Source organism: Methylobacterium sp. Leaf125, assembly GCF_001423085.1.
Taxonomy (GTDB): domain Bacteria; phylum Pseudomonadota; class Alphaproteobacteria; order Rhizobiales; family Beijerinckiaceae; genus Methylobacterium.
The window spans coordinates 64,953-83,835 of sequence record NZ_LMNU01000002.1 but is presented as its reverse complement, the minus strand read 5'-3'; the positions used below and the strand labels follow the sequence as shown (position 1 = coordinate 83,835).

The window sequence follows — 18,883 nt, the reverse complement described above, 5'->3', positions numbered from 1 at the left end:
AAACATCCGGGGCGGGACGCCGAGACCGGAGCGGATTCTTGCGCTGCGGTCCCGTGCGTGCCACTGCGCGGCATCCTCGCCCCCGGCCCCGCCGCACGCCGTCCCGCCGCGTGCGGGCCCGGGTTCGGCCTGCCCCTGACCGGAACCACCCGATGCGCCTGACCCGCCGGACTGCCACCTTCGCCGCCACCCTCGCCGCCTGCGCGGGTCTCCTCGCCGCCGGACCGTCCGCGGCGCAGACCGCCGCCCCGGTCCCGGTCCGCATCGGCGTCATCCCGGTGATCGGCGCGGCGCCGATCTTCGTGGCCAACGGCGAGGGCTGGCTCAAGGAGGCGGGCCTCGCCCCCACCTTCACCACCTTCGAATCCGGCCCGAACATGATCCAGGCCCTGGCCTCGGGCACCATCGACGTCTACGTCGCGGGCGTCGCGCCGCTGGCCGTGGCCCGCACCAAGGGCATCGACGTGCGGGTGGTGGCCGCCACCGCCATCGAGGAGATGGTGTTCGTGGCGGGCCCGAAGCTCGCCCCCTACTTCGCCGACGGCGCCGACAAGGCGGAGGCCTTCGCGAAGTTCCGGGCCAAGGAGGGCAAGGCCGCCCGCCTCGCCACCCAGCCGGCGGGCTCGGTGCCCAACACCACCCTGCAGCACTGGCTCTGGCAGGTGGCCAAGGCCGACAAGGCCAATGCCGAGGTGGTGGCGATGGGCATCGACGCGACCCAGCAGGCGATGCTGGCCGGGGCCGTCGACGGCGCCTCGATCCGCGAGCCGGCGCTCACCATCGTGCAGATGCGCAATCCCGCCATCAAGCTGATCGCCACCGGGGGCGAGATGTTCCCCGACCAGCCGGGCACCGTGGTGGGCGTGTTCGGCGCCTTCGCCGACAAGAACCCCGCCGCCGTGGAGGGCCTGGTGAAGGCCGTGATGCGCGCCACCGAGCTCCTGAAGAGCGACCCGGCCCGCGCGGCCAAGCCCGTGGAGGCGGCGCTCGGCAAGGGCATCACCGACACCGCGACCATCACCAAGGCGCTGACCTCGCCGGCCGCCCGGTTCACCGCCGATCCGCGCCAGATCATCGCGGCGACGAAGGCGATGCAGGCCTACCAGGTCTCCATCGGCACCCTCGACAAGGACGTGCCCCTGGAGGGTCTGTTCGAGCCGAAATACTACGAGGCCGCCACGAAGCGCTGAGGCATCCTGTCAGCCCCGGTCCCGGGCGCGCTGCGCCTGGGTGAGCCCGCCGGAGCCCCGGGACCCGGATCGGCAACACAGCGCGGGGCCAACCGGCGCGAAACGAGACCGGCCCCGATCCGCCCTCCCCCAGGGGATCGAGCGGATCGGGCCAACGGAGGCCGTCGGCGGGCCTACTCGGCCGCGAACAGCCCGGGCAGGCCGGATTCTGGGTCGGCCGGCGGGGACGCGGTGCCGGGCTTCGCCTCCAACGGGGCCTTGGGGTCGCCGGGTCCGGTCTCGCAGGCCAGGGCCGGCAGGGCGACGATGCGGTTGCCGCGGTAATCCATGCGGCAGACGATGGTGCCGCGGGTCTCCACGTAGGCGAGCAGGCGCCGGGCCCGGCCGGGCGAGCGGCTGCCGATCGCCCGCGCCAGGGCCTCGTCGCCGGGGCAGGGCTCGCCGGCGAGCGCCGCCCGGGCGAGGAGCAGGAACAGGCCCTGGACCTCGTCCGGCAGGGTGGCGGCGACCCCTTGCGCCTCCTCCCAGCGCCCGTCCGCCTCGTCCGGGGCGACGTCGGCCCCGTCGAACCCGGCGCGGGCGACGCCGAGGCGGCGGCGGAAGGCGGCCAGGCTGATCGCCTCGCCGTCGAGGCCGCGCATGCGGCAGCGCACGAGGAAGTCCTGGTAGACCACCGCCACCGGCTGGCCGCCGGCATCGGGGTCGGCGGCGATGCCCCGCAGGACCGTGTCGAGCCCGGCCCGAATCTCCTCCTCGCTGAGGGGCGTGGGCGCCTCCACCGGCTCGGGCCGGTAGGCGCTGAGCTCGCGCATGAGGTCGGCTGGCGTGGCCCGCGGCGCCGGCGGGGTGCGCGGGGCCGGGGCCCAGGCCTGCGCCGGCTCGTCGGGCGAACGGGTGAGGATGAGGGCGCGCAGGTCCGCATCCGCCGGGGCGGGCAGCGGCACCAGCTTGGGCGAGCCCGAGCGCGCCGAGGTCGTCACCGGACCGATGCGCAGCGCCAGGGGCCGCCGGCTCAGGGCCGGGCCGAGGGCGACGAACTCGCCCCGCGACAGGTCGCGAAAGCGCTCGGCGCCGCGCCGGTCGAGGCCCAGGAGGTCGGCGGCACGGGCCATGTCGATGTCGAGGAAGGTGCGGCCCATCAGGAAGTTGGTGGCCTCGGCCGCCACGTTCTTGGCGAGCTTGGCGAGGCGCTGCGTCGCGATGATGCCGGCCAAGCCCCGCTTGCGGCCCCGGCACATCAGGTTGGTCATGGCGCCGAGCGAGGCCTTGCGGGCCTCGTCCGAGACGTCGCCGGCCGCCGCCGGGGCGAAGATCTGCGCCTCGTCGACCACGATGAGGGCGGGGTGCCAGTGGGTGCGCTCGGCCTCGAACAGCCCGCCCAGGAAGGCGGCCGCGGCGCGCATCTGCGCCTCCATGTCGAGGCTCTCCAGGGTGAGCACCACCGAGACCCGGTGCGCCCGCACCCGCGCGGCGATGGCCTGGAGGTCGGCCTCCCCGTGGGCCCCGTCCACCACCACGTGGCCGTAGGCCTCCGCCAGGGTGACGAAGTCGCCCTCGGGGTCGATCACCACCTGCTGCACCGCGCCGGCGCTCTGCTCCAGCAGACGCCGCAGCAGGTGCGACTTGCCCGAGCCGGAATTGCCCTGGACCAGGAGACGCGTCGCCAGAAGTTCCTCGAGGTCGAGGCGCGCGGGCTCAGCCCCCGGCCCCATGCTCAGACCCATCTCGATGCCGACCGTCATGCCTGCTCCGGCTCTCGCCCCGGGGCTGGTTCCCGGGCGCGCCCTCAGCTCTCGCACGAAGGTCTTAACACGCGCGTCCGCCGGCGGGTCCGGCCCGCGCCGCCGGCATCCACAGGCCAGGGGCCGCACCCCGGGGGCGAGGGCGCCGGCTGGTCGCGATGTGTTCTTCTTTCGTTCGAGGTGCTGCGGTAGATCCCCTGTATCGTGTCCTAGGCTTTTGTGCCTGTGTGTTTTGTCCTAGGTTCATTTCCTTATCCGGCGGCAGGTGTCCGGACGGACGCACGAACAAACGGGAAACATCGGCCTGCCCAAGCCTGATTGGCCATGATCGGCCATGATCGGCCGAGGACGGGCCCCGGCGGCCCGGCGATCGGCCGAGGACGGGCCCCGGCGGGCCGGCACCAACCGGCACTAAGTTGCACACGAATGCGGGAGAGGCCCTTGCCGCACGGGAGCCCCGACCCAGTTATTCCGGGCATGAACCCGATCCTCGTCGTCGCCCTCGTCTGCGCCTCCACCGTCCAGGCTCCGGATTGCTCCCGCGAGACGGCCCTCGACATCATCACCGGTCCGGCCCACACCCTGCAGGAATGCCTGGTGCAGGGACCGGTGCTCGCCGCCAGTGCCGGGCGCGGCAGCGCGGAGAACACCTACGTGAAGACGCGCTGCGAACCGCGGCGCTGAGCCGGCCGGAGCGGAGCAGCCGATGGACGATGTCAGCCCCGAGCGCGCGGTGATGATCCGCCTGCGGGCCCGCCTCGCGGTGGTGGAGCGCGCCGCCTGGTTCGGCCTCGTCCAGGCCATGCGCACCCAGCCGGCCGAGACCGAGGCCTATCTCGCGTCCGAGCGGGCCAAGTGCGCGGAGGGCTTCGGCCAGCGCGGCTGGGCCGCCGACCTGACGGAGGCCGAGCGCAGGATGCTCGGCGCCGAGGTCGATGCGGGCCTCGCCGGCCTCATCGCGGATGCCAAGGCCGAACTCGGCCCGTCCTGAAACCGTCCGAACTCGGCCCATCCTGAAACCGTCCGAACGCGGCCCGTCCTGAAACCGTCCGAACGCGGCCGGCGCCGAGCCGTCCCGTCGTCACCCGTCGAAGCGGTCGACCCAGGCCGGTGGCCCGGCCCATCCGGGCGGGACCGTGGCGCGATGCACCCCGATCGCCACCGCGCGGGCGAGGGTGCGCGCCGCCGCGTCGCCGATCCGCGCCAGGTCGATGACCGGGTCGGCGAGGGGAACCCGGCCGGTGGCCACGGCGAAGACGGCGTCGCCGTCGAGGGGCGTGTGGACCGGCTGGATCGCCCGGGCGAGGCCGTCCTGGGCCATCACGGCGAGGCGGCGCGCCTGCGCCTTGGTGAGGACGGCGTCGGTGGCGACCACCGCCAGGGTGGTGCTGGCCCCGGCCCCGGACAGGGCCTTGCGCGGCCAGTCGAAGGCGTCGGCCGGCATCGCGGCGGGGAGCCCGAGGCCCCCGAACTCGGCGCCGACCTCGTAGGGGCCGGCCCAGAAATGCGGCCCCGCCCCCACCGTCGCCCGGCCGAAGGCGTTCACCGCCACCAGGGCGCCGACGCGGATGCCCAAGCCCGCGACCGCCGCCGAGGCCGAGCCGATCCCACCCTTCAGGTTGGCGGTGGCCGCCCCCGTGCCGGCGCCGACGGAGCCGAGGGCGACGTCGCGCGTCGCCGCCACCGCCGCCGCGTAGCCGAGGTCGCGATAGGGCGAGAACCGGCCCCAGGCCTTGTCGCCGCCGTTGAGGAGATCGAACAGGATCGCGGCCGGCACGATCGGGACCCGGGCCGGGCCGACGGGAAAGCCGCGCCCGGTCTCGGCGAGGTGGGCGACGACGCCGGCGGCGGCGTCGAGGCCGAAGGCCGAGCCGCCGGAGAGCACCAGGGCGTCGATGCGCTCCACGCTGCGCTCGGGGTCGAGGAGGTCGGTCTCGCGGGTGCCGGGCCCGCCGCCGCGCACATCGACGCCCGCCACCACGGGTTCGTCGAACAGGAGGGCGGTGACGCCGCTGGCGCGCCGCAGATCGGTGGCGTGGCCGACCCGGAGGCCGGCGATGTCGGTGATGCGGTTGGTCAGCACGGCGCCTCCCCGCGGGTCTCTCGGTGCGGCCTCCGATCGGAGAGCCCCAGGATTCAGGACCGCGCGTCGCCGGGCTCCGCCTGGGCCGACGCCGCCGGTGCGGACCTGAGATAGGCGAACATGTGCGGCACGTAATCGGCCTTGCCGATCGCGATCCCCTGGTTCCGCAGGATGGCGTAAGCCGTGATGACGTGGAAGTAGAATTGCGGCAGCGCCCAGTCGCGCGCAAACGCTTCGCCCGTCATGTCGAAGGTCACGCCGCCCGGAAGTTCGATCGCGATCGGCACCGTTGCCCCCGCGTCGAGCGCGTCGTCGGCCAGACCGTCCAGATGGGACAAGGCCTCGCCGATCCGGCCCCGCGCCTGGGCGAAGGATCCGGGACCGTCACCGGCCTGACGCCCCTCGGCCGCCACCGCCTCGAGCGACGGAGGAACAGCCTGGCCGCGCAGGCGGAAGGTCGCTTCCTGCGCCAGGAAGGCGGCGAAGCGCAGCTGCGCGGCCAGCGGAAGCATATCCGTGGCCAGGCGGGCCGACAGCAGGCCGTCGGCGCGGTCCGGCGCCTGCCGTTCGACCGTGTCCAGCAGCCCGGCGAGGGTCCCCAGCATGTTCCGATAGGTCGGCACGAGAAGCGCGGTCAGCGACATGGGGGATCTCCAGGATCGGCGGTGCGTGGCCGGATGCGAAACGACGGGCGTGCCGGCGTCCCCGGCCGGAGAGTCGCGCCCGTCCTGCGGGAATACCCTCAGCCAGCTCGCGCCTACCGGGTGGCACGATAGGCGTCGGCGGCGTAGATCGCCAGCGCCAGCCAGATCAGCCCGAACAGCACCGCGCGGTGGGGCTCCAGCCGCTCGCCGTAGACGAGGGTGCTGAGGACGAGGAGGCAGGAGGGCGCGAGGTACTGCATCAGCCCGAGCGTCGCGAGGGTGAGCCGCTCGGCGGCGGCCGCGAACCAGATCAGCGGCAGCGCCGTGGTGGCCCCGGTGAGCAGGAGGAGGCCGGCCCGCACCGGGTCGCCCTGGATCACCGGCGGCGCGAAGGCCGCGAGGTAGATCAGCGCCACCGGCAGGAGCACCAGGGTCTCGGCGGCGAAGCCCACCATGGCGTCGACGCCGACGACCTTGCGGGCGAGCCCGTAGAGCGAGAAGCTGCCGGCCAGTGCGAGCGAGACCCAGGGCAGGCTGCCCGCCAGGGCGACGGCCAGGAGCACGGCGCCGGCGGCCAGCGCCACCGCCGCGGCCTGGACCGGCCGCAGGCGCTCGCCCAGCACCACGGCGCCCAAGGCCACGCTCATCAGCGGGTTGATGAAGTAGCCGAGACTCGCGTCGAGCATGTGCCCGGACTGCACGGCCCGGAGGTAGAGGAGCCAATTCACGCCGATCAGCCCGGCCGACAGGACGAGGAGCCCGTGGCGGCGCACCAGGGGGAAGGGGTTCCGGATCCGGCGGCGCAGGGCCACGAGCAGGCCGGCGACGAGCAGGCTCGACCAGACGATGCGGTGGGCCAGGATGCTGGGGGCCGGCACGGCGTCGAGCAGGCGGAAATGCACCGGGACCACGAGGCCCCAGCTCAGATAGGCGCCGAGCGCGTAGATCAGACCCAAAGGCCGCCTCCCCTTGCCGCCGGCCCTTTGCCGGCCGCCTCGCCGCGGCCCGCGGGGGGACCGGGCGCGGCTTATAGCAGGCGTTCAGGGACCCGCCCGTGCGGGATGGCGCATGGCGGGGGCGCCCGGCGCGCTCAGCGGGTGCGCGCGAGGGTGACGGCGGGGTCGCCGCGCATCAGGGCGTTCAGGCGCTCGGTGTCGAAGCCCTCGGCGGCCTTCTTCACCGGCTTCGGGGCCGGCGCGGCGGCGACCCGGGCCACGGGCTTGGCCGGGGCCCGGGTCGCCGTTTCGCGTCCCGGGGTCTCGCGCGTGGTGGAGGCCTTGGGCACAGGGGGCCGGGTGACCGTCTGGCGGGCGACGGCGTCGCGCCCGAGGATGTCGCCGATCGAGGGTCCGGTCTCGGCCGGGAGCGCGCCCGTCACGGTGGGCTCGGGCGGGCGGATCCGGGTGAGGGCGGCCACCGGCGCGGAGGCGGTGGAGGCCTTGGGGGCCGGGTGGTCGAGCCGGTCGACGCAGGCGAAGGCGATGACCAGGGCACTGCTGCCGAAGACGCTGCCGAAGACGATGTTCCGCAGGATACGCAAGGGACGGGCTTCCCGGATACGCGAGTACCGGGATGGATTTAGCGGATCGGCGTTAACGAACCGGAGCGTCCGGTCTCGCGAACGGTCCTGCGCCGGCACAACTCCGCGCAGGCCGATGCCGGGCGATCACGCGTCTTCGCCATTTCGAAGGAGCGCATCCAACTGTTCCGCCTTCATCCGCTTGACGCGCTGCTCGACCCGACGGTCGTAGGTGCGATCGTTCGGATCGAGCCGGGATCGGGCCTTGCGGCCGTAGCGCTGGACGAAAAGCTGCAGGTCCGCAGCCGCTCGGGCTTTCCGGTCCATCAGCTTCGTCGACGGTTCCATCCCCGTGATCGTCCCAGGCGATGCGAATGATGATCGACACCTACGATTGCAACTCTGGTTTGTAAATACGCCGTGCGGCCGTCCGAGCCCCTGCAGACCGTTGCAGGTTGCAGCCCGTCCAAGACACTCGTCCAAGACACTCGTCCATGGACATGGGGCCGTCTTCCCATCCTCGGACATCGCTCGCCCTGAAATCCCCTCGTGGCCCTTGCGACGAGGATTTGAGGGAGAGGGCCTCCCATCCCTCAGAGAAGACGCGCGAGAAATTCCCGGGTGCGGGGATGCTCGGGGCGGTCGAAGAAGGCCTCGGGCGGCGCGACCTCGACGATCTGGCCCGCGTCCATGAACACCACCCGGTCGGCGACCCGCCGGGCGAAGCCCATCTCGTGGGTGACGCAGAGCAGGGTCATGCCGCATCCCGCGAGATCCGTCAGGGCGTCGAGCACCTCCTGCACCATCTCGGGATCGAGGGCCGAGGTCGGCTCGTCGAACAGCATCACCGCCGGGTCGAGGCAGAGGGCGCGGGCGATGGCGACCCGCTGCTGCTGGCCGCCGGAGAGCTGGCCGGGCATGCGGTCCGCCAGATCCGCGACGGCGAGGCGTTCGAGTTCGTCCCGCGCCCGCGCCTCGGCGGCCCGGCGCCCGATCCCGCGGCCGTGGATCGGCGCCAGGGTGCAGTTCTCCAGCACGGTGAGGTGGGCAAACAGGTTGAAGTGCTGGAACACCATGCCGACGGCGCGCCGCACCGCCGGGAGGCGGGCCGGGGTGAGGTCGTGGCCGGCGACCCGGATCGTGCCGCTCGCGAAGGGCTCGAGGCCGTTGACGCAGCGGATCAGGGTCGACTTGCCCGAGCCGGAGGGACCGCAGATCACGAGCCGCTCGGATTTCGCCACCGTGAGGGAAACCTCGCGCAGGACGTGGGCGGTGCCGAACCATTTGTTCACGCCGCGGAACTCGACGGCGGGGGTCTTGAGATCAGGGGTCGCGGGGCCGTCCGTCATGCCCGGCCCCGCTCGCCGGCGGCCAGACGCCGCTCGATGAAGGCGGCGTAGCGGGCCATGGAAAAGCAGACCGCGAGGTAGAACAGGGCCGCGAAGGCGTAGGCGGTGGCGGGAATGGTCGGCGCCGACCAGCGCGGATCGGCGCGCGCCGCCTCCAGCACCCGGATGAAGTCGGCGATGCCCACGATGGAGACCAGGGTGGTGTCCTTGAACAGGCCGATCAGCGTGTTGACGATGCCGGGCACCACCACCTTGAGGGCCTGGGGCAGGATCACGAGGCGCAGGGCCTGGACCCGGGTGAGGCCGAGCGCCAGGGCCGCCCGCCCCTGCCCCGCGGGGATCGCCTGCAGGCCGCCGCGCACCACCTCGGCCATGTAGGCGGAGGCGAACAGCGCGATGCCGACGAGCGGGCGCACCAGCCGGTCCACCGTGAGGTCCCCGGGCAGGAACAGCGGCAGCATCACGTTGGCCATGAACAGCACGGTGATCAGCGGCACCCCGCGCCAGAACTCGATGAAGCCGATGCAGGCATAGCGCAGCACCGGCAGGTCGGAGCGCCGCCCGAGGGCCAGCAGGATGCCCAGCGGCAGGGCGGCGACGATGCCCACCAGCGAGACCACCAGGGTCACCAGGATGCCGCCCCACAGGCTGGTGGCCACGGGGGCGAGGGCGAGGACAGGGGTCCCCGCGAGCAGCCCGTAGGACAGGAGCGGGCCGACCAGGAAGACGAACACCGCCCCGAGGCCGCGGCGCGGCGCGTCGAGCCACAGCATCCAGACGGCGCTGAGCGCCACGAGGCCGAAGAACAGGTTCGGCCGCCAGCGCTCGGCCGCCGGGTAGGAGCCGTAGACGAGGTAGTTGATCTTGGCCCCGATGAAGGCCCAGCAGGCGCCGACCGGGCGCCCGGCGACCTCCGGGCGGCAGGCCTCGCCCGCCCCCCCGCTCCAGACCGCGTCGGTGACGAGGAAGCGGAACACCGGCGGCAGCAGGAGCGCCAGCCCGGCCAGGATCACCAGGGTGGTCAGGGTGTTGCCCGGCCCCGAGAACAGGTTCGTCCGGAGCCAGCCGACGGGGCCGCCGGTCCGGCGCGGCGGCGGGGCCGGGGGCAGGAGGGTCTCGCGCACGATCGTCATGACAGGTCTCTCACGACACGATTCTCATGGCACGATCCTCACGGAGAGATCCGCCTCATCGCGTCACCGGCGCCGCGCGGCGGTTGTAGGCGTTCATCAGAGCGGCGAGGCCCAGGCTCAGGGTCAGGTAGACCGCCATGGTGATCGCCACGACCTCCACGGCCTGGTTGGTCTGGTTGAGCACCGTGCCCATGAAGACGTGGACGAGGTCGGGATAGCCGATCAGCACCGCCAGGGACGAGTTCTTCGTCACGTTGAGGTACTGGCTGGTCAGCGGCGGCACGATCACCCGCATGGCCTGCGGAATGGTGACGAGGCGCAGGGTCTTGGCCCGGCTCAAGCCCAGGGCCGCCGCCGCCTCCCCCTGCCCCCGGGCCACGCTGTTCAGGCCGGCGCGCACGATCTCGGCGATGAAGGCGGCCGTGTAGGTGGACAATCCGAGGAGCAGCGCGGCGAATTCCGGCAGGATTCCGAGCCCGCCCTCGGGTCCGAAGGGGCCGGGGGACGGCCAGGCGATCCCGACCGGATGGCCGGCGAGGCCGAGCCCGATCCAGGCCAGGGCCGGCAGGCCGAGCACGAGGGCCAAGGCCGGCAGGCCGAGGGCGAGGACCGGGGCCGGGGCCGCGACCGGGCCGGGTTCGGCCCCGGCCGCGTCGCGCCGGGCCCTCCGGCGCATCCAGGCCCGCGCCCCGACGAGCCCCGCCACGAAGGCGGCGGGCACGAGCCAGGCGGCTCCGACAAACTCCGGGCGCGGCAGGACCAGCCCGCGCTGGCTGAGATAGGCCCCGCCCCAGGCCGCCGGGTCGCGGGCCTCGGGCAGCATCACCCGGACGGCCACGTACCAGACCAGGAGCTGGAGCAGCAGCGGCAGGTTGCGCAGGGCCTCGACATACGTGGCCGCCAGGGTCCGGAGAAGCCAGTTCGGCGAGAGCCGGGCGATGCCGACCGCGAAGCCGATGAGCGTGGCGAGCCCGATGGCGAGGCCCGAGACCAGCAGCGTGTTGAGGAGCCCGACCCAGAACGCGTCGAGGTAGGTCGAGGTCGCGGCCGCGTAGGGGATCAGCCGCTGGCCGATGTCGAACCCGGCGGCCTGGGCGAGGAAGCCGAAGCCGGCGGTGATGCCCTGGCGCGCGAGTTTTTCGGATGCGTTGGTGACGGCGAGACAGGCCAGCCCGGCGAGGGCGAGCGCGACGAGGACCTGCAGCGCGAGAGCCTGGAGCGCGCGGCCGCGCGCGGATCTCGGTGCCGATCCGGGCCTGGGCGGACCGGCCCTCACCGGATCGGCGGCCCGTAGTGCAGGCCCCCGTTGGTCCAGAGGGCGTTCAGCCCGCGGGGAATCTTCAGGGGCGTGCCGTCGCCGAGGTTGCGGGCGAAGACGTCGCCGTAATTGCCCACATGATGGACGATCCGGTAGGCCCAGTCGCCGGTCAGCCCGAGGCCCTGGCCGTACCGGCCCTCGAGGCCGAGGATGCGCTTGACGTCCGGGCTCAGGGTCTCGCCCCGGAGCCGGTCGACATTGGCCTGGCTGATCCCGGCCTCTTCCGCGTCGATCATCGCGTAGTGGGTCCAGGCGACGAGGTCGCGCCAGGCATCGTCGCCCTGGCGCACGCCGGGCGCGAAGGGCTCCTTCGAGATCGCCTCCTCCAGGATGACGTGCGCCTCCGGGTGCGCGGTCTTCAGGCGCTCGCCGTAGAGGGAGGACTTGTCCGTGGAGTAGGCGTCGCAGCGGCCGGATTCGTAGGCGCCGAGGGTCTGCTCGCTGTTGGCGAAGGTGACGACCTGGTAGCTCAGGCCCCGCGTGCGGAACCAGTCGGCGGTGTTGAGCTCCGTGGTGGTGCCCTGCTGCAGGCAGATCGTGGCCCGGTCGAGCTGCTTGACGGCGGTGATGGCCAGGGATTTCCGGACCAGGAATCCCTGCCCGTCGAAGAAGGTGATCACCGGAAAATTCATCGCGGCGGTGTCGCGCGACAGGGTCCAGGTCGTGTTGCGGGCGAGCACGTCGATCTCGCCGGATTGCAGGGCGGTGAAGCGCGCGGCCGAGGATTGCGGGATGAAGCGCACCGCGTCGGGATCGTCGAAGATGGCCGCGGCGAGCGCCCGGCAGAAATCCACGTCGAGGCCGTGCCAGCGCCCCTGCCCGTCCGGCATGCTGAAGCCCGCCACCCCGCCGCTGACCCCGCAGACGAGGTGCCCGCGCGCCCGCACCTGGGCGAGGGTGTCGGCTTGCGCGCGCACCGCAGTCTGGGTCAGCGCCGGAGACGCGGCGAGCAGGGCGGCGAGGAGCGGGATCGGCAGGGATCGCATGCGCGCATTGCAGGGCATCGCGCGCCGGGGTCAAGCCGCCGGCCTCACACCTGCCAACCGACCCCACCCCGTCAAGCCGGGGCGCCGCGGGCGAGCCCGAAATGACGGGTTGGGTGGGACGGGGGGCGCGGTTCCGCTTCCGACCCTGCGGCGCCCCGGCTTGACGCCGGCGCGCGCGCCGGGCTTCGGTCGCGGCACGTCCATCCCTCGCCCACCGGTGCCGATGTCGAACACCCCTCCCCGCGATCCCGCCCGCTTCGGGGCGAGCACCCGCCTGGTCCATGCGGGCCGCGACCCCTCCGCCCAGCACGGCTTCGTCAACACGCCGATCTATCGCGGCTCGACCGTGCTGTTCCCGACCTACGACGACCTCCAGCACCGGCGCGGGCGCTTCGATTACGGCACCTCGGGGACGCCGACCACCGAGTCCCTGACCCAGGCCTGGAGCGAGCTGGCCGGCGCCGCCGGCACCGTGCTGACGCCGTCGGGCCTCGCCGCCCTGACGGTGGCGCTGATGGCGGTGGTCTCGGCCGGCGACCACCTGCTGGTGAGCGATTCCGCCTACCGGCCGACGCGCATCTTCTGCGACGGCGTGCTGAAGCGCTTCGGCGTCGCGGTCGAGTACTACGATCCGCTGATCGGCACCGGCATCGCCGACCTGATGCGGGACACCACGAAGGCCGTGCTGGTGGAGGCCCCGGGCTCGCAGAGCTTCGAGATGCAGGACGTGCCGGCCATCGCCGCGGTCGTGCACGCGCGGGGTGCGGCCGTGATCATGGACAACACCTGGGCGACGCCGCTGCTGTTCCCGCCCCATGCGCGCGGCGTCGACATCGCGGTCGAGGCCGGAACCAAGTACCTCTCGGGCGGCTCGGACCTGCTCCTCGGCCTGACCTCGGCCAACGCCCGATACTGGCCGGCCCTGCACCGGACCTTCGAGCACTTCGCCATGTGCCCCGGCCCGGAGGACGTGTTCCTGGCCCTGCGCGGCCTGCGCACCATGGCGCTGCGCCTGCGCGAGCACGGGGCCCAGGGGCTCGCCATGGCGCGGTGGCTCCAGGCCCGGCCGGAGGTGGCCCGCGTGCTCCATCCCGCGCTGCCCGACGATCCCGGCCACGCCATCTGGACGCGCGACTTCTCCGGCGCCTCGGGCCTGTTCGGCGTCATCCTGAAGCCCGCCCCGGAGCGGGCCGTGGCGGCCATGCTCGACGGCCTCGAGCTGTTCGGGATGGGCTTCTCCTGGGGCGGCTTCGAGAGCCTCGTCATCCCGTTCGACTGCAAGACCTACCGCACCGCCACCCAGTGGAATCCCGGCGGACCGGGCCTGCGCTTCCACATCGGCCTGGAGGATCTTTCGGACCTGCAGGCGGATCTCGACGCGGGGTTTTCGCGGTTGCGCGCCGCGCTGTGAGCGGCCGGACGGCCCCGGCATCGCCCCCGAAAACTCTTGACAATATTCCTATTCTGTGGTTCCGTCCGGGCACTCGCCTTCCACACGGGAGGCCCTCCGGCGGACCGGGTCGGGGGGCTCGGGGGGAGGAGACGGCGCCCCGCGTCGATGGCCCGGTTTCGCCATCGCCCCGGGCCGCATCGGCGACGCAAGGCGTCTCGGACGGGAAGGCCGCACGGCTGCAAGGCCGGACGGCTGCACCCGGTCCCCTGAGGCGCACCGAGAGAGCGGACGGCCCGCCCACTACGAGGCGGGTTCGGGGCTTCGCGCCCTGATCAGACGGCCGCCGGACTGCGCCGCCCGCACGGGCGACGGGGTCCGGAGGGGGGCTGCCACCAGCCGGGTCGCCGGTGCCGAGAAGACGCCGTGACGAAAAGGATCGGCCCCGCAGGGGGCCGGGCCGAGGGACGCCGGGGGACCGGCATAGCAGTTTCGAAAACGTGGTCTCGCGGCGTCCCGCGTCTCCCGTTTCGCATCGGGTTTCTCTGGCCCTCCCCCGCGCCGAACCGGCGGCGGGGCCGCGTCCCCGTGGCCGAACCGGCGGCGGGCCGCCTCCCCGTGTCCGGGCCGCCCGGACGGGGCGTGCCCTCAGGGCGCCAGCCAGACCCCGCGCCAGCCGTCGGCCCGCGTCCAGGCGGCCCGCCGGTGGCCGCGCCGGTCGAGGTAGAGGAATTCGAGGCGGGCGAGCGTGACCACCACGGCGCAGAAGTTCGGCCGGCCCAGGCTCACGGCCGCCTCGGCATCCGGCAGGGTGTAGGCATCGCCCGTGGGCAGCACCGCCCCGGGGGCGGGGTCGGCGCCGTAGCAGACCCGGCTCATCGCCATCGCGCCGGCCCAGGCGGCCTCCGCGAGGGCGTCGTCGGTGTGGAGCGTCGCGGGGCCGGCGGCGCGGATCTGGATCTTCGCGTCGGAATCGTAGCCGTGCAGGGCCGCGATCCCCGAGGCGGCGATCTCGGACGCCTTGTCGGAGCGGCGGTCGCAGTGGAAGCGCAGGGCTCCGGCCACCGGGTCGGCCGCGCGCAGCACCACGGTGCGCACCTGCGGGTGTCCCCGCGCGTCGACGGTGGCCAGCGCCGGCATGTGGAAGGCGTTGCGGCGCAAGCGCGGCCCGTCTTCCAGCAGGCGCCAGACCTCGGCGAGCGCCGCCGCGAGGTCGTCGTGGAAGGGCGGCAGCGGCGTCATCGCGCCGGGGCACCGGCCCGGGCGGCGCGGCGCTCGCGCAGGATCAGGACGACGTTGCGCAGGTAGATGAAGGTCGAGAGGGCCTGTCCGAAGATGATCACCGGCTCGCGCCGCACGAGGCCGTAGACCAGGGTCATCAGGCCGCCCGCGATGGAGAGGAACCAGAAGGCCAGGGGCATCACGCTCTTGCCCGCCCGCTCGGAGGCGAGCCACTGCACCACGAAGCGGGCGCCGAACACCGCCTGGGCCAGGATGCCGAAGACCAGCCAGGCATCGAAGCGGGTGACGAAGACGTCGTAGACGTAGCCGCGCACGTCCTCGGCGAGCTGGATCAGCATGGCTCAGGCTCCCGTCACGTCCGTGACCCGCGGGGTGACCCGCTTGCGCCGGATCAGCCACCACACCCCGGCGAGGTCGAGGAGCCCGACCCAGAGGCGGTCGAACAGGCCGTATTTCGAGGTGCCGGTGAAGCGCGGCCGGTCGACCACGTCGCGGTGGACCACGCCGAAGCCCTCGCGGGCGACGAGGGCCGGCATGAAGCGGTGCTGCCCGTCGAAGAACGGGAGCGTGTGGTAGACGTCCCGGCGCACGAGCTTGTAGCCGCAGCCGGTGTCGCGGGTGGCGTCCTTCAGGATGCGGACCCGGACCCCGTTGGCGATGCGCGACTGGAGGCTCTTCAGCCGCCCGTCCTTGCGTCCGACGCGCTGGCCCTGGGCGAGGCCGACCCGCGCGCCGCCCGCCTCGATGGCCTCGAGCAGGGACTCCAGGAAGGCCGGGTCGTTCTGGCCGTCGCCGTCCATCAGGGCGCAGACCGGCGCCCGGGCCAGCGCGATGCCGCTGCGGATGCCGGCCGCCTTGCCGGCGGTGCGGTCGTGGCTGAGCACCCGCAGCCAGGGCCGGCCGACCCGGGCCGCCCGCAGGGCCTCGGCGGTGCCGTCGGTGGAGCCGTCATCGACGTAGATCACCTCGAAGGGCGCCAGGGTCGCGCAGGCGGTCTCGAGTTCGGCGACGAGGCTCGCGATGTTGCCGGCCTCGTCCTTCACCGGGATGATCACGGAGAGGCGCATGGGTGTTCGATCCGAGGAGGGTCAGGGCGTCACCGCGTAGGCCGAGAGGTCGACCCGGCGTCCGCCGTTGATGTTGAAGCCCGAAACGGTGCCGACCCGGTTCGGCGCCAGACCGGCCGCCGCGGCCGCCGCGGCGAACTCCGCCGCGAACCGGCCTTCCACGTAGACGAGGCGGCAGCCGTCGCCCGGGCGCGGACCTTCACTGTTCGGCGAACTTGCACCGTTCGGCGAATTTGCACCGTTCGGCGAACTTGCGCCCTTCGGCGAACCTGCGCCGTTCGGCGACTTCGGCCCCTTGAGGAACTCGACGGCCTCGGTGCCGGTGCCGAGCATGGCGAGGTCGGTGCCGATCAGGAAGACGAAGCTCGGCTCGCGGTAGCCGAGGCTGGCCACGGCCGGCCGGGGGCAGGGCACGGCCTCGCGGAGCGCCGCGAGGCGGGGCGAGACCTTGAGGGCGGCCATCACCGGCTGGGTCAGGCCGAACACGGCCGGCGAGAGCAGCATCGCGGCCAGGATGCCGAGGCCGAGGGCGCGCTCGGGCAGGCCGCGGGCGAAGGCGTGCCAGGCCAGGGCCGCCACGGCGCTGGCGCCGAGCAGCAGGGGCAGTCCGGCCCAGGGCAGGGTCCGGTCGTAGGTCCAGGCGAAGGCCGAGAGGCCGAGGGTGAGGCCGACGGGGATCAGCACCACGAGCCCGGCGGTGAGGCGCGCGCCGCGGCGCTCGGGGTGCAGGGCGCCGGCGGCCAGCGCCCGCACGGTGAGGATGGCGATGGCCGGCATCAGCGGCAGCACGTAGTGCGGCAGCTTGGTCGGCACGATCTCGAACAGGATCCAGGTCGGCACGATCCAGGCGAGGAGGAAGGCGATGGCGGGCTCGCGCCGGTAGCCCCAGGCGAAGGGCGCGCTCAGCGCCGCGAAGGCCGCGCCGGGCCAGAAGGTGCCGAAGAACGCCACCAGGTAGGCGCCGGGCGGGGCGAAGTGCTTCTCCGAGCCGCCCTGGACCTTGCTCAGCATGTCATGGCCCACCGCCTCCCCGTAGAAGGCGCCGCCGCTCTTCCAGGTGATGGCCGCGAACCAGGGCGCCACGATCAGCAGGGTCAGCGGCAGGCCGAGGCCGGGCCGCAGGGCGCCGAGCCAGCGGGCGGAGCGCCAGCGGACGGAGAGGATCAGGGCCGGCAGGCCGCAGAACAGCGGCACCATCGGGCCCTTGATCAGGATGCCGAGGGCGAGGCCGAGCCAGAAGGCCAGCACCGTGGCGGTGTCGAGGGGCCCCGCGACGCCGTGCCCTCCGGCCTCATGCTCTCCGGCCCCATGTTCTCTGGCCCCATGTTCTCCGGTCGTATGCCCGTCCGTTCGCTCGCGGCGGAGCCAGGCGCGGGCGAGGCCGCCGAAGGTCGCCACCGCGCAGGCGCAGAGCAGCGCGTCGGTCTTGGCGAGGCGGGCCTCGGCCGAGAGCACGACGCAGGCCCCGAACAGGGCGGCGGCGAGGAACGCGCCCCGCCGGGGCAGGAAGACCAGGGCCGACCAGTAGGTGAGGAGCACCGCCCCGATGGCGCCCAGCAGGGACGGGATGCGGTAGAGACCGATGGTGGTGCGGGCGTTCGGCACCCCGAGCGCCTCGGCGGCGCCGACCACCGCGGCCTGGGCCCAGTAGATGCCCACCGGCTTCTTGTGCCGGGCCTCCGCCTGGAAGCGGATGTCGACGAGGTCGCCGGTCTCCAGCATCTGCTTGGAGGCCTGGGCGAAGCGCGGCTCGTCGCGGTCCATCGGCTGGAGCGAGGCGAGGCCGGGCAGGAAGCAGACGAGGCAGAGGGCCACCAGGAGGGCGCAGGCCCAGGCATGGCTCCGGGCCGCGGCGGACAGGAGGGTGTCCGGGAACGCGAAGGCGTCCCCGCGGGCCGGGCGGGGCACGGTGGCACGGTCGGTCATGCGGGCGGATGGGCCGTCAGGGGGGACATACGCGGCTCCGGACCGGCACCCGGCCCCAGGAATCCGGTCGATGATTCCGGCCGATGCCGCGAGGCCGGCGGTGTCGATGATGCGGCCGGGAATGTCAAATCCCCGGTTTCGTAGGGGCGCCGGCCGCCGCAACCGGCGCGCCCTGCCCCGCCCCCGACTCCGCCCCGGCCCCGGCCGCGCGGAACCGCTGGCGGTAGGCCGCGGGCGCCACCGCCACGTGGCGGAGGAAGCTGCGCCGCAGGGTCTCCTCGGAACCGAAGCCGCAGCGCGCCGCGATGCGCTTCACCGGCAGCGCGGTCTCGGCCAGGAGCCGCCGGGCGGCCTCGACCCGCTGGCGCTCCAGGGCGCGGGCGGGGGTCAGCCCCGTGGCCGCCCGGTAGTGCCGGGCGAAGCCGCGCGGGCTCATGCCGGCCGCCTCGGCCAGGCGCGGCACGGTGAGGTCCTCGGCGAGGTGGTCGGCGATCCAGGCCTGGAGCGCCTCGAAGCGGGCGCCGCCCGGCACGGGCGACAGCACCTGCTGCGACAGGACGGTGCTGAACTGGGCCTGGCCGCCCGGGCGCTTCAGGAAGACGACGAGGTGGCGGGCGACCGCCAGGGCCGCGGCCTGTCCGAGATCGGCCTCCACCAGGGCCAGGGCCAGGTCGATGCCCGCCGTCACCCCGGCGGAGGTCCAGACCGCGCCGTCCCGGATGAAAATCGGGTCGGGCTCGACCCGGACCTCCGGATGGCGCCGCGCGAGCGCGGCGCAGCGGGTCCAGTGGGTCACGGCCCGGCGCCCGTCGAGGAGGCCGGCCGCCCCGAGCAGGAAGGCGCCGGTGCAGACGGAGGCCACACGCCGGGCCTGGGGCGCCCGGGCGGCGACCCAGGCCGGCAGCCCGTCCGCGATCGCCCCGTCGACGCCGCGCCCGCCGGCGACCACGAGGGTGTCGACGGGGGCATCCGCCTGCGGCAGCGGCTCCGTCGCGAGGCCGAGCCCGGCGGAGCTCCGGACCACGCCGCCGCCCGCCGCCGCCACCCGCAGGACATAGGGCGCCGGGCCGGCGCCCGCGCGGTCGTCGGTCGTGGCGAAGAGGTCGTTCGCGGTGGCGAATACCTGGAGCGGCCCCGACACGTCGAGCAGCTGCACCCCCGGGAAGGCGAGGATCTCGATGCGACGGGATTGGTCGCAGAGGGATTCGCGGCGGCGGGATTCTGGACGGAGGGATACGCGGAGCGGTTCGTCCGCGATGCGCTCTGGCAGGAAACGAGGTCTCGTTGTCATTTC

At 73.7% G+C, this 18,883-nt stretch carries 19 protein-coding genes; 4 read left to right on the top strand and 15 right to left on the bottom strand.

Annotated features, from left to right (window positions below):
• Window positions 1–152: 152 nt before the first annotated feature.
• Window positions 153–1,190, top strand: coding sequence for an ABC transporter substrate-binding protein (locus ASF58_RS06275; RefSeq protein WP_055949097.1), 1,038 nt, complete (start codon window positions 153–155; stop codon window positions 1,188–1,190).
• Between the two features lie 173 nt (window positions 1,191–1,363).
• Here ASF58_RS06275 and ASF58_RS06270 read toward each other — a convergent pair whose 3' ends face one another.
• Window positions 1,364–2,932: an ATP-binding protein gene (locus tag ASF58_RS06270; RefSeq protein ID WP_055949093.1), complete on the bottom strand. Its 1,569-nt coding sequence runs from the start codon at window positions 2,930–2,932 to the stop codon at window positions 1,364–1,366.
• Between the two features lie 477 nt (window positions 2,933–3,409).
• On the opposite strand from ASF58_RS06270, the gene ASF58_RS06265 reads away from it, so the two are divergent.
• Together ASF58_RS06265 and ASF58_RS06260 are read left to right on the top strand one after the other, a co-directional pair.
• Window positions 3,410–3,616, top strand: a complete 207-nt coding sequence (locus tag ASF58_RS06265) for a hypothetical protein (RefSeq protein WP_055949090.1) — start codon at window positions 3,410–3,412, stop codon at window positions 3,614–3,616.
• 22 nt (window positions 3,617–3,638) lie between these two features.
• The gene (locus ASF58_RS06260; RefSeq protein WP_055949087.1) at window positions 3,639–3,923 is read left to right on the top strand and encodes a hypothetical protein; all 285 of its coding nucleotides are present in this window, start codon (window positions 3,639–3,641) and stop codon (window positions 3,921–3,923) included.
• Window positions 3,924–4,013: 90 nt separating this feature from the next.
• Here ASF58_RS06260 and ASF58_RS06255 read toward each other — a convergent pair whose 3' ends face one another.
• From ASF58_RS06255 to ASF58_RS06215, 9 genes are all read right to left on the bottom strand, one after another.
• Window positions 4,014–5,015: a P1 family peptidase gene (locus tag ASF58_RS06255; protein ID WP_156375556.1), complete on the bottom strand. Its 1,002-nt coding sequence runs from the start codon at window positions 5,013–5,015 to the stop codon at window positions 4,014–4,016.
• A 53-nt stretch (window positions 5,016–5,068) separates the two neighbouring features.
• Entirely contained in the window at window positions 5,069–5,659 is a 591-nt protein-coding gene (locus tag ASF58_RS06250; protein ID WP_055949084.1) for a DUF1993 domain-containing protein, read from the bottom strand.
• A 113-nt stretch (window positions 5,660–5,772) separates the two neighbouring features.
• The gene (rarD, locus tag ASF58_RS06245; RefSeq protein ID WP_055949081.1) at window positions 5,773–6,615 is read right to left on the bottom strand and encodes an EamA family transporter RarD; all 843 of its coding nucleotides are present in this window, start codon (window positions 6,613–6,615) and stop codon (window positions 5,773–5,775) included.
• Between the two features lie 134 nt (window positions 6,616–6,749).
• Window positions 6,750–7,199 carry a hypothetical protein gene (locus ASF58_RS06240; protein WP_055949079.1) on the bottom strand — a complete coding sequence of 150 codons (450 nt, stop codon included), beginning with the start codon at window positions 7,197–7,199 and terminating at the stop codon, window positions 6,750–6,752.
• 126 nt (window positions 7,200–7,325) lie between these two features.
• Window positions 7,326–7,526: a hypothetical protein gene (locus ASF58_RS06235; RefSeq protein WP_082512872.1), complete on the bottom strand. Its 201-nt coding sequence runs from the start codon at window positions 7,524–7,526 to the stop codon at window positions 7,326–7,328.
• Between the two features lie 245 nt (window positions 7,527–7,771).
• Entirely contained in the window at window positions 7,772–8,527 is a 756-nt protein-coding gene (locus tag ASF58_RS06230; protein ID WP_055949076.1) for an amino acid ABC transporter ATP-binding protein, read from the bottom strand.
• A complete protein-coding gene (locus tag ASF58_RS06225; RefSeq protein ID WP_055949074.1) occupies window positions 8,524–9,660 on the bottom strand; it encodes an amino acid ABC transporter permease in 1,137 nt (378 codons plus the stop codon). The genes ASF58_RS06230 and ASF58_RS06225 overlap by 4 nt, the downstream gene beginning before the upstream one ends.
• 55 nt (window positions 9,661–9,715) lie before the next feature.
• Complete coding sequence (locus tag ASF58_RS06220) at window positions 9,716–10,936, bottom strand: ABC transporter permease subunit (protein ID WP_055949071.1); 1,221 nt, start codon at window positions 10,934–10,936, stop codon at window positions 9,716–9,718.
• On the bottom strand, window positions 10,933–11,964 hold the full coding sequence (locus ASF58_RS06215; protein ID WP_055949233.1) for an amino acid ABC transporter substrate-binding protein: 1,032 nt from the start codon (window positions 11,962–11,964) through the stop codon (window positions 10,933–10,935). The genes ASF58_RS06220 and ASF58_RS06215 overlap by 4 nt, the downstream gene beginning before the upstream one ends.
• Before the next feature lie 223 nt (window positions 11,965–12,187).
• Here ASF58_RS06215 and metC point away from each other — a divergent pair, with 223 nt between their 5' ends.
• Window positions 12,188–13,375: a cystathionine beta-lyase gene (gene metC / locus ASF58_RS06210; protein ID WP_055949230.1), complete on the top strand. Its 1,188-nt coding sequence runs from the start codon at window positions 12,188–12,190 to the stop codon at window positions 13,373–13,375.
• A 627-nt stretch (window positions 13,376–14,002) separates the two neighbouring features.
• Here metC and ASF58_RS06205 read toward each other — a convergent pair.
• The 5 genes from ASF58_RS06205 to ASF58_RS06185 form a co-directional block, all read right to left on the bottom strand.
• Window positions 14,003–14,596 (bottom strand): pyridoxamine 5'-phosphate oxidase family protein, encoded by a 594-nt coding sequence (locus tag ASF58_RS06205; RefSeq protein ID WP_055949069.1) that lies wholly within the window; start codon window positions 14,594–14,596, stop codon window positions 14,003–14,005.
• Window positions 14,593–14,934: a lipid-A-disaccharide synthase N-terminal domain-containing protein gene (locus ASF58_RS06200; RefSeq protein ID WP_055949066.1), complete on the bottom strand. Its 342-nt coding sequence runs from the start codon at window positions 14,932–14,934 to the stop codon at window positions 14,593–14,595. Before ASF58_RS06200 ends, ASF58_RS06205 begins: the two co-directional genes overlap by 4 nt.
• A gap of 3 nt (window positions 14,935–14,937) precedes the next feature.
• Window positions 14,938–15,663: a glycosyltransferase gene (locus ASF58_RS06195; protein WP_055949063.1), complete on the bottom strand. Its 726-nt coding sequence runs from the start codon at window positions 15,661–15,663 to the stop codon at window positions 14,938–14,940.
• Window positions 15,664–15,684: 21 nt separating this feature from the next.
• The gene (locus ASF58_RS06190; protein WP_055949061.1) at window positions 15,685–17,589 is read right to left on the bottom strand and encodes a glycosyltransferase family 39 protein; all 1,905 of its coding nucleotides are present in this window, start codon (window positions 17,587–17,589) and stop codon (window positions 15,685–15,687) included.
• A 124-nt stretch (window positions 17,590–17,713) separates the two neighbouring features.
• Entirely contained in the window at window positions 17,714–18,880 is a 1,167-nt protein-coding gene (locus tag ASF58_RS06185) for a GlxA family transcriptional regulator (protein ID WP_082512871.1), read from the bottom strand.
• Window positions 18,881–18,883: the final 3 nt, after the last annotated feature.